Source organism: Streptomyces sp. NPDC088707 (assembly GCF_044752725.1).
Classification (GTDB): Bacteria; Actinomycetota; Actinomycetes; order Streptomycetales; family Streptomycetaceae; genus Streptomyces.
This window is the reverse complement of the sequence record NZ_JBIVLV010000005.1, coordinates 363760-377328: the sequence shown is the minus strand read 5'-3', so window position 1 is coordinate 377328 and position 13569 is coordinate 363760. Positions and strand designations below refer to the sequence as shown.

The window sequence follows — 13569 nt, the reverse complement described above, 5'->3', positions numbered from 1 at the left end:
GGGGAGGTCGGACATGGAGTTCCGGCAGTCGAGCAAGCTGAGCGAGGTCTGCTACGAGATCCGGGGCCCGGTGATCGAGCACGCCAACGCGCTGGAGGAGGCGGGCCACAGCGTCCTGCGCCTCAACACCGGCAACCCGGCGCTCTTCGGCTTCGAGGCGCCCGAGGAGATCGTCCAGGACATGATCCGGATGCTCCCCAAGGCCCACGGGTACACCGACTCGCGCGGCATCCTCTCCGCCCGCCGCGCCGTCGCCCAGCGCTACCAGTCCATGGGCCTGCAGGACGTGGACGTCGACGACATCTTCCTCGGCAACGGCGTGTCCGAGCTGATCTCGATGGCCGTCCAGGCCCTCCTCGAGGACGGCGACGAGGTCCTCGTACCGGCCCCGGACTACCCGCTGTGGACGGCGGTGGTCACGCTCGCGGGCGGCAGGCCCGTGCACTACCTGTGCGACGAGTCCGCCGACTGGTACCCGGACCTCGACGACATGGCGTCGAAGATCACCGACCGCACCAAGGCCATCGTGGTCATCAACCCCAACAACCCCACGGGCGCCGTCTACCCGAAGGAGATCCTGGAGGGCATCTTCGCGCTCGCCAGGCGCCACGGCCTGATGGTCCTCGCCGACGAGATCTACGACCAGATCGTCTACGACGAGGCCGTCCACCACCCGGCCGCCTCCCTCGCCCCCGACCTGGTCGTCCTCACCTTCGGCGGGCTCTCCAAGACGTACCGGGTGGCGGGCTTCCGCTCCGGCTGGCTGGTCGTCACCGGGCCGAAGGAGCACGCCAGGAACTATCTGGAGGGTCTCACCATGCTGGCCTCCATGCGGCTCTGCCCCAACGCCCCCGCGCAGTACGCCATCCAGGCCGCGCTCGGCGGCCGGCAGTCGATCCACGAGCTGACCGCACCGGGCGGCAGGCTGCGCGAACAGCGCGACCGGGCCTGGGAGAAGCTCAACGAGATCCCCGGCGTCTCCTGCGTGAAGCCCAAGGGAGCGCTGTACGCCTTCCCGCGCCTCGACCCCGCCGTGCACAAGATCCACGACGACGAGAAGTTCGTCCTCGACCTGCTGCTGCGCGAGAAGATCCAGGTCGTCCAGGGCACCGGCTTCAACTGGCCCCGCCCGGACCACTTCCGCATCCTGACCCTGCCGTACGCCGACGACCTCGACGCCGCGATCAGCCGCATCGGCCGCTTTCTGAGCGGCTACCGGCAGTGACGTGACAGCCCCTCGACTGTCATGATCTGAAGGCCTGAAGATCCTTCGGGCCGATGACAGGACGGCAGGACGGGAGGGGGCGCCCGGTCATGGATGTGGCGCTGATAGCGGTGGCGGGAACCCTCTTGGGCGTCATCGCCACGCACTGGTTCCAGGGGCGGGCCACCGAGCGCACCGCCTCGCTGGCCCGGACCGAGCAGCTCCGCCAGGAGCGGATCACGACCTACAGCGCCTACGCGGGCGCGGTCGTCGACTACCGGCACAGCCAGAACGACCGCTGGTTCCGGGCGGCCGAGGAACCGGGCTCCGAGGAGGCGGAGGAGTCCCGGCACGCCTCCTACCGCCGGCGCACCGCCGCCCGGCAGGCCCTCTTCCGCGTGCAGTTGGTGTGCGACGACCCGCACGTCCGACAGCTGGCCGAGGCCGCCTTCGAGCAGACCCACTCCATGCACGAGGCGCGGGGCGAGTCCGAGCGCGCCCGCCGCTCGGCGGAGGCGAAGGAAGCGCTCGCCGAGTTCATCGCCGCGGCCGCGCCCGGCGTGCGCTGAACGGGACCCGGATGGACCTCGTCGCACCCGTGGTCGTCGAGCCGCTCAAGCGCCGCCGCTGCTCGGAATGCCGGCAGGGGCCCCTGGAGCGGATGATCGTCGAGTTCAACGCCCCCGTCTGCCTCGACTGCGCCGACCTCGGACATCTCGTCTTCCTGCGGCGGGGCGACACCGCGCTCACCCGCCGGGCCCGTGAGGGCAGCACGCTCTGGGCCGTGGTCGTACGCCACAACCGCCGCCGCACCCGGTACGAGCGCCAGGGCCTGCTCGTCGAGGAGGCGGCCCTCGCCGCGGCGGAACTGTCCTGCCTCGCGGACGCGGAGGCCCGGGCCAGGCGCCGGGCGCGGGACGCCGTACGGCGCGCGGCGCTCGACGTGGAGATCACCGAGGTCCTCCGGGCGGAGATCCTGCGGCTCTTCCCGTCCATCCCGGCGGACCGGGCCACGGAGGTCGCCGTCCACGCCTCGGCGAAGGGCAGCGGGCGGGTGGGGCGCACGGCCGCGGGCCGCTCCCTCGACCGCGGCGCCGTCACGGCCGCGGTGCGCGCCTCCGTACGCCATCTCGACACGCCGTACGACACCTTGCTCATGCAGGGTGTTCCCCGGCACCAGGCCCGGACGAGGGTGGCGCCCGCCATCGAGGCGGTGCTCCGGGCCTGGCGTCGCGGCGGCGGGGACGCCGACGGCCGGGGGCGGCGCGGCTGACAGCTCGGATGTCAGCCCGTGTCGGCCCGGCCGTGGGAGCGGAACCGTCAGGCCTGGTCCCCGGCGCGGCGGGCGCGACGGTACAGCAGGGCTCCGCCGAGCAGCAGCGCGGCGCTCGCGGCGCCGGTGTACCCGATGCTCTCGGAGCCGGTGGAGGCCAGCGCGACGGTGCTCGTCTCGCCCTGCGGAGCGGGGAGCGGGACGGGCTTCGCCGTCTCGGTCTCGGTCTCCGGCTGCGGAACCGGCACGTTCCGGACGGGGGTCTGCGGGCGCGGCGTCGGCGTCTCGACCGGCGGCGTGGGCTTCGAGGGGCCGTTGACCGACGTGTTGCCGAAGACCGGGTTGAGGATGCCCACCACGTTGACCGAGTTGCCGCTGATGTTCACGGGGAGGTCGACGGGCAGCTGGATGCCGTTCCCGGAGAGCACGCCGGGAGAGCCCGCGACGTGGGTCTCGGCCGTGGACCCGCCGCCGTCGGCGGAACCGCCGTCGGAGGACCCGCCGCCGTGCGAACCGCCCGCCTGCTCTCCACCGCGCGGGGTGCCGGGCTCGTCCTTGTGGGTGCGGCCGCCGTCCTCCGAGCCGTAGCCGTCGGGCTCCTTCTCGGCGGAGCGGTTGGCACAGCCGTTGCCGAAGGCCGGATTGAGCAGGCCGACGACGCTCACCGTGTTGCCGCAGACGTTGACCGGCACGTGCACCGGCAGCTGAACCGTGTTGCCGGAGCCGACGCCCGGCGAACCGACCGCGGCGCCCTGCGCGCCGGAGTCGGCGTGCGCGGCGCCGGCCGAGAGGGCGATCGCCCCACCCGTGACCAACAGTGTGGCCAGACCACTTCGGCGAATCTGCCTCATGGCTTCCTGCCTTCCGGAGGTGTGCGGGCAAGTGCCCGTACCGGAATCAACGCGACAAACGCACGTGCCGGATCCGGCCGTTGACGGGTTTCACTCCATCGAGTGGGACCCGTTCGAGTGTGGGTCAGCGCCCCAGAAGATCGGTGAGGGCGCCGACCGGGTCGTGATCGGGGGCACCGTGCGGCCACCAGTCCTCGCGGCCGGCGTCCGACTCGTAGCCGTACCAGAGGCCGTCCCGGCCGAGGCGGAGCTGGAGGGAGTCGGTGGAGAGCCGGTTGCGCCAGGGACGGAAGGCGGGGAAGTCGGCGGCGATCAGGGCGGGTCTGGCACGGTCGAACGGACCCGCCGGGGGATCCCACGGCTCCTCGAGTACGGCGAGACCGGCGGCACCGCCCTGCCGCCAGGCGGCGACGGCCCGGGCGAGGTCGGTGGGAGTGCGGTCCAGCGCGTACGCCAGGTCCCGGTAGAGGGCGCGGGTCGAGGCGGTGAGACCGGAACCGGGATGCGCGGCGGCCAGCCGTACGGCGTCCTGCCACGGCGTGAGCGCGGCGACCGGATCGTGCCCGGTGGTGAGGAACACGTGGGCCCGGACGGCGGCTTCGGAGGCGAGGAGGTCGAGAGCGAGCGGGTCGGGGGCATCGGGGTCGGGCGGGAACACGGCCGGGCGGCCGGGCCGGTCCGGAGCCGGCAGCGGAGGGGGCAGCGGCAGCCCGGCCCGCTCCGCCGCGTCGAACACCGCGCGGGCGGGGACGGTGGGCATCGGGGGTGCGGCGGCGGTCGTCTCGGCGGCGGACAGGGCGGCGTTGCGCCGGGTCAGCTCGGCGAGCAGTTCCTGCTCCCCGCGGCCGCGCATCAGGAAGAGGACGAACGGGTCCTCGTCGAGGAGGCGGGCGGCCTGGTAGCAGAGGGCGGCGGCGTGCTTGCAGGGGTAACCGTCGTCCGGGCAGGAGCAGTCGGGGACGAGGTCGCCCGGTGCGGGCAGCAGTCCGGTGACCGCCTCGAGGGCGTGCGGCACGTCCTTGTCGAGCAGGGCGGCGATGTGGTCGGGGCGGGCGGTCGCCTCGTCGAGGACCCGCTCCCAGCCGTCGTCGCCGAGGGTCCGCATCCTGATCTCGGTGCGGTACGGGCGGGGCCGGCTGCCGTGGACGTAGGCGACGACCCGGCCCGGGGTGACGGTGATCGCGTCGACGTGGCCGCGCCTCGCGTACGCCTTGCCGCGGGCGAGGCGGGCCGGGTCGAGGGCGGTGCCCTCCAGAGCCTCCACCCAGGCGTTGCCCCACCAGGTGGCGGCGAACCGCCCGTCGGGGGCCTCCCTGGGCGCGACCTGCGGGAAGCTGCGGCGGCGGTCGTCGTGGCGGGGCGCTGCTCCGCGCGCGCCCCGTGGGGTGGTCACGAGGGCCTCCTCAGGGACACCAGGTCGGCGAGCTCCCGGTCGGTCAGTTCGGTGAGGGCCGCCTCGCCGGAGCCGAGGACGGCGTCGGCCAGCGCCCGCTTGGCGCGGAGCATCTCGCCGATCCGGTCCTCGACGGTGCCCTCGGCGACGAGCCGGTGGACCTGCACCGGCTGGGTCTGCCCGATGCGGTAGGCCCGGTCGGTGGCCTGCTCCTCGACGGCCGGGTTCCACCAGCGGTCGTAGTGGACGACATGGCCGGCCCGGGTGAGGTTGAGGCCGGTGCCCGCGGCCTTGAGGGAGAGCAGGAAGACGGGGACCTCGCCGGCCTGGAAGCGGTCGACCATCCGCTCCCGCTCGGCCACCGGGGTGCCGCCGTGGAGGAGTTGGGCCTGGATGCCGCGCGCGGCCAGATGGTCGGCCAGGAGCCGCGCCATCGTCACGTACTGGGTGAAGACGAGCACCGAGCCGTCCTCGGCGAGGATCGTGTCCAGGAGCTCGTCGAGCAGGGCGAGCTTCCCCGAACGGCCGGCGAGGCGCGCGGTGCCGCTGCCGCGTGGCGCCTCCTCCTTCAGGAACTGCGCGGGGTGGTTGCAGATCTGCTTGAGGGAGGTCAGCAGCTTCATGACGAGACCGCGGCGGGCGATGCCCTCGGCCTCCTCGATCCGCGCCATGGTCTCGCGGACGACCGCCTCGTACAGCGAGGCCTGTTCCCGGGTGAGGGAGACGGGGTGGTCGGACTCCGTCTTCGGCGGCAGCTCGGGGACGATGCCGGGGTCGGATTTGCGGCGGCGCAGCAGGAAGGGCCGGACGAGCCGGGCGAGCCGCTCGACGGCCTGCTCGTGCTCGATCTCCTCGTGGTTCTCCACGGCGCGGGCGTGCCGGGAGCGGAAGGCCTTGAGCGGGCCGAGGAGACCGGGTGTGGTCCAGTCGAGGAGCGCCCAGAGTTCGGAGAGGTTGTTCTCCACGGGGGTGCCGGTGAGGGCGACCCGGGCGGGCGCGGGGATCTCGCGCAGCGCCCTCGCGGTCGCGGAGAACGGGTTCTTGACGTGCTGGGCCTCGTCGGCGACGACCATCCCCCATTCCCGTCCGGCCAGTTCGGCGGCGCTCGTCCGCAGGGTGCCGTAGGTGGTGAGGACGAATCCGCCCTCGGCGCCGTCGAGGTCGCGCTCGGCGCCGTGGAAACGCCGGACGGGCACGTCGGGAGCGAACTTCCCCACCTCCCGCTGCCAGTTGCCGAGCAGCGACGCCGGGCAGACGACGAGGGTGGGGGCTCGCCGGGCGCGGCGCAGGTGGAGGGCGATGAGGGTGACGGTCTTCCCGAGGCCCATGTCGTCGGCGAGGCAGCCGCCGAGGCCGAGCGAGGTCATCAGGTCCAGCCAGGCGAGTCCGCGCAGCTGGTAGTCGCGGAGGGTAGCGGTGAGGCCGGGCGGGGCCTGCACGTCCTCGGGGCCGGCGAGGAGCCGGTCGCGGAGCGCGGCGAGCGCCCCGACGGGGACGGCGGGCACGATCTCGCCGTCCACCTCCGCGGTGCCGGTGAGGGCGACCGCGAGGGCGTCGACCGGTTCGAGCAGGCCGAGTTCCCGCTTGCGGGCCTTGCGGACGAGGTCGGGGTCGACGACGACCCACTGGTCACGGAGACGCACGATCGGCCGGTGGGCCTCGGCGAGGTGGTCCATCTCCCGCTCGGTGAGCGGGTCGCCGTCGAGGGCCAGCTGCCAGTTGAACCGCAGGAGTTCCTCGCTGTCGAAGAACGCGGTGCCGTCGGTCGCCGAGCCCGGCGCGGCGTGGCCGGCGCTGACGACGGCGGAGGCACTGAGGGAGCGGGCGAGCTCGCGCGGCCAGTGGACGGCGACCCCGGCGTCGGCGAGCCGGGCCGCGGCCGGGCCGAGCAGCTCGTACAGCTCGTCCTCGGTGACCGCGAGGACGTCGGGCACGTCCCGCTCCAGGAGCCGGGCGAGCGGCGGCCAGACGCGGGCGGCCCGGCGCAGGGCGAGGACCGCGTCGATCCGGGCGCGGGGCCCGAAGTGCTCGCCGTCGCCCGCCCAGAGGGCCGTGGCGTCGATGACGAGGGTGGGGTCGGCGAGGCTGTGGACCTGGAGGAGCGCGGCGGCCGCGTGACGCTCACCGCGCGGGGTCCGGCCGGCGCCGTCGGCATCGTCCGCTTCGTCGCCGGAGGCGACGTCGAACAGTTCGTAGGGGGAGAAGTCCAGGCGGAGCGAGACCCGCACACCCGCGTCCATCCCGGCCGCCGCCTCGGCGGCCCAGGCACGCGCGCGGGGCAGATGCTGCGGGGCACGGGCGGCGAACGGCGCGCCCACCGCGTGGGCGGCGGCCGGGGTCCTCGGCAGGGTGTCGGCGACCGCGTCGAGGAAGGCGCGGACGAGGGCCTCGGGGTCGGGCAGCCGCAGCGGCCCCCGCCCGGGGACGGGCACGGCGTGCGCCTCGTACGGCAGGGCGGCGGCCACGGCCCGCAGATGGGCGATGTCGTCGGCGTCCAGGGGGCCGGCCCGCCAGGCGTCCAGGTCGTCGGCGGTCAGACCCGGCAGCATGCGGCCGCGGGCCACCAGATGCAGGGCGTGCAGGGCGGCGGCGCCCCAGCCGGCGGTCGCGGGGTGGGCGGCCGGGTGGCGTCGGGCCGCGACGAGAAGGGGCAGCGCGGCGTCGACCGGGAGGACCAGGGCGGGGACGGACCGGCTCCGGGCGCCGCTGCCGTGCCGTCGGGCGACGGTCAGCTCGACGCGCTCCGCGCCGCTGTCCGCCGGGTCCGGCAGCGCACCGCCGTCGGGGGCCCAGAAGGCCACCCGGCCCTCACGGGGCAGGGCGGCCGGCAGGAAGACGGCGGCGCTGGTCGTCCAGGTGTGTGCCACGGCTCCGCGCTCCTTCCTACTGGGTGACGAGTGTCGACTGGATCTCCGACCTTACGGCGGGGGTCTGACAACGGCCGCCAGTCGGGTTCGCCCGAGCGGCCCAGCAGCGGATGACAGGGGGCGTCGGGCGCGCGAGGGTGGCGTGAACCGGGTGCACCGGAGCTGCCGCCGGAACACCGACCCGGACTCCGACAGAAGAGGAACCGCCATGTCCGTTCGCCGGCGTCTCACGACCGCCACCGGGGCCGTGCTGCTCACCTTCGCCGTCGCCGGCTGTTCGAGCCTGGGCCGCACCATGGTCGGTACGCTCTCCTACGAGACGGAGCGTGATGTCGTGGTAACCGTGACGAGCCCCTCGGTGAACGGCTGCCACCGCCTCCTCGCCCCGAGCGGGGTGCACCGGGTCGAGAACAACACCCTGGTCGACATCAGGCTGTTCCCGACGCCCGACTGCCAGGGGAAGCACAACATCTACCTCCCCATGAACACCAGCTACCGGGTCGCTCCGGGCGCCCTGCCGTGGCGCAGCTACAGCGTCATCCACTAGCCGGTTCCCTCCGGCCCGTCGCAGGGTCCATCCTGGAAGAGCCCTTCGGGGCTCGGACGGAGGTGGACCGCCATGCGTTCCGGGAACGAACCGGCGACCGCGCGCAGTCCCCTGCGCATGCGCTTCTGGCTGGGCCTGTGGGGACTGCTCTGGGCCGCCTTCGGCACGACCGTCTTCTCGCTGCTCGGCCAGCCGGGATGGGCCGCGGCCTGCGGCGTGCTGTTCCTCGTCGTCCTGATCGACCTGGCGATGGTCGTGCGCCACATCCGCCAGGGCCCCCACTGGCAGCCGGGCCGGAACATCCCGCCGTACGAGCCGGATCACGGCGGTAGGAAGCGCTGAGCGGCCGCGTCGAGCCGACTCCCCGTCGAGCCGACGCCAGGCTTCCGACTCCCGGCGTCCGCTCTCCGCTCTTCCCGCTCCGCGCCTACTTCTCCGTGTCGAACCCGGCGGCCTGGAGGTATTCAGGCTTCGGGTCCAGCGCGGCCGCGAGGCGGAAGTGCCGGGTCGCCTGGGCGGTCAGGCCCGAGCGCTCGAAAGTGCGGGCGAGGGCGAAGTGCGCGAACGCGTTGTCCGGCTCGCGCTCCAGGACCAGCTCGAACTCCAGCTGCGCGGGTCGCAGCTGCGCGGCGGCGAAGAAGGCGCGGGCCCGCAGCAGGCGCGCCGCCGTGTTCTCGGGATGGGCGGCGATCACCGAGTCCAGGAGCTTGACGGCGCCACGCGGGTCCTTCGCGGCCAGCAGGTGCTCGGCTGCGCGGAAGTCGATGACGTGCGTTTCCGGGTTTCTGTCGGCCACCATGGCATCCTTCCCCTCGATCCGGTGGTTGAACACCGGACCGGGCACCCTCATTCCACCGACGCGCGGCGCTCCAGCTCGTCCCAGACCTTCCGTACCTGCGGTTCGAGCGCGTCGAGCGGCCCGTCGTTGTCGATGACGAGATCCGCGACAGCCAGCCGCTGCGGACGCGTGGCCTGCGCCGACATCCGGGCCCGCGCCTCGGACTCGGCCATGCCCCGGAGCCGTACGAGCCGGTCGAGCTGGGTCTCCGGGGAGGCGTCCACCACCACGACCAGGTCGTACAGCGGCGCGAGCCCGTTCTCGGTGAGCAGGGGCACGTCGTGGACGACGACGTCCCCCGTGTCCGCCCGGCTCTCCAGCTCCGCCGACCGGGCCCCGACCAGCGGGTGCACGATGGCGTTGAGGGCGGCGAGCCGGTCCGCGTCGGCGAAGACGACGGAGCCGAGCTTCGGCCGGTCGAGCGTCCCCTCCGCGGTGAGGACGTCCTCCCCGAAGGCCTCCACGACGGCCGCGAGCCCCGGCGTACCGGGCTCGACGACCTCGCGGGCGATCCGGTCCGCGTCGATCAGCACGGCCCCGTAGGAGACGAGCAGCCGTGACACTTCGCTCTTGCCGGCGCCGATCCCGCCGGTCAGGCCCACCTTCAGCATGAGCGGCAGCTTAGGGCCTGCCCCGGGCGGGTCAGGAGTCGCCCTCCCGCTCGGCGAGGAAGCGCTCGAACTCGCGGCCCAGCTCGTCCGCCGACGGCAGGTCGACGGGCTCGGCGACCAGGCTGCCGCGGGTCTCCGCACCGGCCGCCGCGTCGTACTGGTGCTCAAGGCCCTGCACGAGCGCGACCAGTTCCTCGTCGCCCTCGCCGATCTGGCGGTCGATCTCGGTCTGGGTGCGACGAGCCTCGGTCCGCAGCGCGTGCGCGACCGCGGGGAGGACGAGCCCGGTGGCGGCCGTCACGGCCTCGAGCGCGGTCAGCGCCGCGTCCGGGTACGGGGAGCGGGCGACGTAGTGCGGGACGTGCGCCGCGACACCGAGGGTGTCATGGCCGGACTCGGTGAGCCGGTACTCGACGAGGGCCTCGGCGCTGCCGGGGACCTGTGCCTCGTCGAAGGGGCTGCGGTGGCCCGGCATGAGGTCGGTGCGGCTGCCGTGCGGGGTGAGGCCGACGGGCCGGGTGTGCGGCACTCCCATGGGGATGCCGTGGAAGTTCACGGAGAGGCGCACGCCGAGGCGCTCGATGATCTGCCGGACGGCGGCGGCGAAGCGCTCCCACTCGACGTCCGGCTCCGGGCCGGAGAGGACGAGGAAGGGGGCGCCGGTGGCGTCCTGGACGAGGCGGACCTCGATGGACGGCGTCTCGTACGCGGTCCAGCGGTCACGCCGGAAGGTCAGCAGCGGGCGGCGGGCGCGGTAGTCCACGAGTCGGTCGTGGTCGAAGCGGGCCACGAGCTGGTGAGGCAGGGTGTCGAGCAGGCCCTCGATGATCTGCTCACCGGTCTCCCCCGCGTCGATGTAGCCGTCGAAGTGGTACAGCATGACCAGCCCGGCCGACTCCTGCGCCAGTGCCAGGTCGACGACAGCCAGGCCTTTGGCGTCCCATTCGTACAAATCCTGGGGATCAAGCACGATTACCGCTCCTCCTCGTGTTCTCTCTGGAAACGTCTCGCGCGGCGGCGCCATTCCCGGACGGCGCGATCTTCCCGCACGGGCGCGGCCTTCTGGGCGAGGAACAGGGCCTTCGGGACAAGGCCTTCGGGACGGGCCATGTGGGGCGAGCCCTGGCGGACGAGGCCCGTAGGGCGAGGCCCGTGGAGGAGGAGGAGGAGGGGCGTCGAACGCCCCGGACCATGACCGAGGCCCGCTCCCCCGAAGGGAAGCGGGCCTCGATTCGCTAGCGGCTAGCGCTCAGCGGAGAGCCTGTTCAGCTCTGGCCGCCGGCGAGCTTCTCGCGGAGGGCGGCGAGCGCCTCGTCCGACGCCAGGGCGCCGGAGTTGTCGTCCGACTCCGAGGAGTACGAACCACCCGAGATGCCCGCACCGGCGTTGCCACCGGCGGCCGGGGCGGCAGCGCCCTCGGCAGCGGCGGCCTCGTCGGCCTCGCGGGACTTGATGACCTGAGCCTGGTGCTGCTCGAAACGAGACTGCGCCTCGGCGTACTGGGTCTCCCAGGCCTCGCGCTGGGTCTCGAAGCCCTCGAGCCAGTCGTTGGTCTCGGGGTCGAAGCCCTCGGGGTAGATGTAGTTGCCCTGGTCGTCGTAGGACGCGGCCATGCCGTACAGGGTCGGGTCGAACTCGACCGAGGCCGGGTCGGCACCGAAGGACTCGTTGGCCTGCTTCAGCGAGAGGCTGATGCGACGACGCTCGAGGTCGATGTCGATGACCTTGACGAAGATCTCGTCGTTGACCTGGACGACCTGCTCCGGGATCTCCACGTGGCGCTCGGCCAGCTCGGAGATGTGGACCAGACCCTCGATGCCCTCGTCCACGCGGACGAACGCACCGAACGGAACCAGCTTGGTGACCTTACCCGGGACGACCTGACCGATCTGGTGGGTCCGGGCGAACTGCTGCCACGGGTCCTCCTGCGTCGCCTTCAGCGACAGGGAGACACGCTCGCGGTCCATGTCGACGTCGAGAACCTCGACGGTGACCTCCTGGCCGACCTCGACAACCTCGGAGGGGTGGTCGATGTGCTTCCAGGACAGCTCGGAGACGTGCACGAGGCCGTCGACGCCACCCAGGTCCACGAAGGCACCGAAGTTGACGATCGAGGACACGACGCCGGAGCGGACCTGACCCTTCTGGAGGGTCGTGAGGAAGGTCTGGCGAACCTCGGACTGGGTCTGCTCCAGCCAGGCACGGCGGGACAGGACCACGTTGTTGCGGTTCTTGTCCAGCTCGATGATCTTCGCCTCGAGCTCCTTGCCCACGTAGGGCTGGAGGTCGCGGACGCGACGCATCTCGACGAGGGAGGCCGGCAGGAAGCCACGGAGGCCGATGTCGAGGATGAGACCACCCTTGACGACCTCGATGACGGTACCGGTGACGATGCCGTCCTCTTCCTTGATCTTCTCGATGGTGCCCCAGGCGCGCTCGTACTGGGCGCGCTTCTTCGAGAGGATCAGGCGGCCTTCCTTGTCCTCCTTCTGGAGAACCAGGGCCTCGATCTCGTCGCCGACCTTGACGACCTCGTTCGGGTCGACGTCGTGCTTGATCGAGAGCTCGCGGCTCGGGATGACACCTTCGGTCTTGTAACCGATGTCGAGCAGGACCTCGTCCCGGTCGACCTTCACGATGACGCCGTCGACGATGTCGCCGTCGTTGAAGTACTTGATCGTCTCGTCGATCGCGGCGAGGAAGGCTTCCTCGTTACCGATGTCGTTGACCGCAACCTGCGGGGTGGTGCTGGTGGCGGTGGTCTCGGTGCTGCTCGTCATGTGGGAAAGGGCTCCGGTTACGGACAGAAAGTCGTAGGTACTGCTACGCCGAGAGCCCGTATCGCACCAAGAAGCCGGACAGCCAATGAGGCCCCCATCCCGCGAAGGGGAGGAGCCTCGAAAACCGAGGGGACATACAACAGGTACGAGCGCGGCCTGCTCCGTCTGAGGCGCGCAGGCCCGCAGCGCAACCTTTAGCATACGGGGGCGGCCGGACAGGGTCAATGCGCGAAGCGCGCACCCGGGGCAGATCCACTCAACTCCGGCACCAACTTGTGTCCTTCCACGCCTCATCGGCGGGATCCGCGCACTGCGGCACTGAGCGCAAACTACATCGGCGGGCGAGATGAACCAAGAGTACGAACACGAAGTCCCCTCCGACTCGGCCGAGGAGGAGGCGGAGGCGACCCGGCGTGACGCCGGGGACGCGGAGAGCAGTCGGGCGAGCCGCGGCTGGTGGGACAGGAACGCCGACGAGTACCAGAGCGATCACGGATCGTTCCTGGGCGACGACCGGTTCGTCTGGGGTCCGGAGGGGCTCGACGAGGCCGAGGCCGGACTCCTCGGGCCGGCCGCCTCGCTGAAGGGCCTCGACGTCCTGGAGATCGGGGCGGGCGCGGCGCAGTGCTCGCGCTGGCTGGCGGCTCAGGGGGCGCGGCCGGTGGCCCTCGACCTCTCGCACCGACAGCTCCAGCACGCGCTGCGGATCGGCGGGGACGTGCCGCTGGTGGAGGCCGACGCCGGTGATCTGCCCTTCAGGGACGGCTCCTTCGACCTGGCGTGCTCGGCGTACGGCGCGGTGCCGTTCGTCGCGGACCCGGTGAAGGTGTTCCGGGAGGTGCGGCGGGTGCTGCGGCCGGGCGGCCGGTGGGTCTTCTCGGTGACGCATCCGATCCGCTGGGCGTTCCCGGACGAGCCCGGTCCCGAGGGCCTCTCGGTCGCGGCCTCCTATTTCGACCGCACCCCTTATGTGGAGCAGGACGAACAGGGGAACGCGGTGTACGTGGAGCACCACCGGACGATCGGCGACCGGGTGCGGGACGTGGTGGCCGGCGGGTTCCGTCTGCTCGACCTGGTGGAGCCGGAGTGGCCGGCGTGGAACAGCCAGGAGTGGGGTGGCTGGTCCCCGCTACGGGGGAATCTGATCCCTGGCACGGCGATCTTCGTCTGCGAGCGCGCGGAGTAGGGGCACGGAGTGAAGGCAC

Annotated in this window: 13 protein-coding genes; 6 read left to right on the top strand and 7 right to left on the bottom strand. The window is 72.5% G+C overall.

The genetic code is table 11. From position 1 onward, the window contains the following. Nucleotides 1–13 precede the first annotated feature (13 nt). The 3 genes from ACIP84_RS18165 (at nt 14) to ACIP84_RS18155 (ending at nt 2477) form a co-directional block, all read left to right on the top strand. A complete protein-coding gene (locus ACIP84_RS18165; RefSeq protein WP_319308512.1) occupies nt 14–1225 on the top strand; it encodes a pyridoxal phosphate-dependent aminotransferase in 1212 nt (403 codons plus the stop codon). 89 nt (nt 1226–1314) lie between these two features. Continuing rightward, nucleotides 1315–1773, top strand: a complete 459-nt coding sequence (locus ACIP84_RS18160; protein ID WP_401798626.1) for a hypothetical protein — start codon at nt 1315–1317, stop codon at nt 1771–1773. Nucleotides 1774–1784: 11 nt separating this feature from the next. Then, nucleotides 1785–2477 carry a DUF2293 domain-containing protein gene (locus ACIP84_RS18155; RefSeq protein WP_401798624.1) on the top strand — a complete coding sequence of 231 codons (693 nt, stop codon included), beginning with the start codon at nt 1785–1787 and terminating at the stop codon, nt 2475–2477. A gap of 47 nt (nt 2478–2524) precedes the next feature. Here the strand turns inward: ACIP84_RS18155 and ACIP84_RS18150 are convergent, their stop codons facing one another. The 3 genes from ACIP84_RS18150 to ACIP84_RS18140 all read right to left on the bottom strand — a co-directional run bounded on the left by ACIP84_RS18150 (nt 2525) and on the right by ACIP84_RS18140 (nt 7588). Continuing rightward, on the bottom strand, nt 2525–3328 hold the full coding sequence (locus ACIP84_RS18150) for a chaplin (RefSeq protein WP_401798622.1): 804 nt from the start codon (nt 3326–3328) through the stop codon (nt 2525–2527). 124 nt (nt 3329–3452) lie between these two features. After that, on the bottom strand, nt 3453–4721 hold the full coding sequence (locus ACIP84_RS18145) for an SWIM zinc finger family protein (RefSeq protein WP_401798620.1): 1269 nt from the start codon (nt 4719–4721) through the stop codon (nt 3453–3455). After that, the gene (locus ACIP84_RS18140; RefSeq protein WP_401798618.1) at nt 4718–7588 is read right to left on the bottom strand and encodes an SNF2-related protein; all 2871 of its coding nucleotides are present in this window, start codon (nt 7586–7588) and stop codon (nt 4718–4720) included. Before ACIP84_RS18140 ends, ACIP84_RS18145 begins: the two co-directional genes overlap by 4 nt. 208 nt (nt 7589–7796) lie before the next feature. Here ACIP84_RS18140 and ACIP84_RS18135 point away from each other — a divergent pair, with 208 nt between their 5' ends. Next, a complete protein-coding gene (locus tag ACIP84_RS18135; protein ID WP_401798616.1) occupies nt 7797–8135 on the top strand; it encodes a hypothetical protein in 339 nt (112 codons plus the stop codon). Nucleotides 8136–8207: 72 nt separating this feature from the next. Next, nucleotides 8208–8477, top strand: coding sequence for a DUF6343 family protein (locus ACIP84_RS18130; RefSeq protein ID WP_355956429.1), 270 nt, complete (start codon nt 8208–8210; stop codon nt 8475–8477). A gap of 85 nt (nt 8478–8562) precedes the next feature. Here ACIP84_RS18130 and ACIP84_RS18125 read toward each other — a convergent pair whose 3' ends face one another. The 4 genes from ACIP84_RS18125 to rpsA form a co-directional block, all read right to left on the bottom strand. Continuing rightward, nucleotides 8563–8931, bottom strand: a complete 369-nt coding sequence (locus tag ACIP84_RS18125; RefSeq protein WP_073917378.1) for a tetratricopeptide repeat protein — start codon at nt 8929–8931, stop codon at nt 8563–8565. 50 nt (nt 8932–8981) lie between these two features. Beyond that, nucleotides 8982–9584, bottom strand: a complete 603-nt coding sequence (gene coaE / locus ACIP84_RS18120; protein WP_401798614.1) for a dephospho-CoA kinase — start codon at nt 9582–9584, stop codon at nt 8982–8984. Nucleotides 9585–9615: 31 nt separating this feature from the next. Beyond that, on the bottom strand, nt 9616–10554 hold the full coding sequence (locus tag ACIP84_RS18115; RefSeq protein ID WP_355956433.1) for a PAC2 family protein: 939 nt from the start codon (nt 10552–10554) through the stop codon (nt 9616–9618). A gap of 295 nt (nt 10555–10849) precedes the next feature. After that, entirely contained in the window at nt 10850–12364 is a 1515-nt protein-coding gene (rpsA, locus tag ACIP84_RS18110; RefSeq protein WP_073806662.1) for a 30S ribosomal protein S1, read from the bottom strand. Nucleotides 12365–12710: 346 nt separating this feature from the next. On the opposite strand from rpsA, the gene ACIP84_RS18105 reads away from it, so the two are divergent. Further along, nucleotides 12711–13550 carry a class I SAM-dependent methyltransferase gene (locus ACIP84_RS18105; protein WP_401798612.1) on the top strand — a complete coding sequence of 280 codons (840 nt, stop codon included), beginning with the start codon at nt 12711–12713 and terminating at the stop codon, nt 13548–13550. Nucleotides 13551–13569 lie beyond the last annotated feature (19 nt).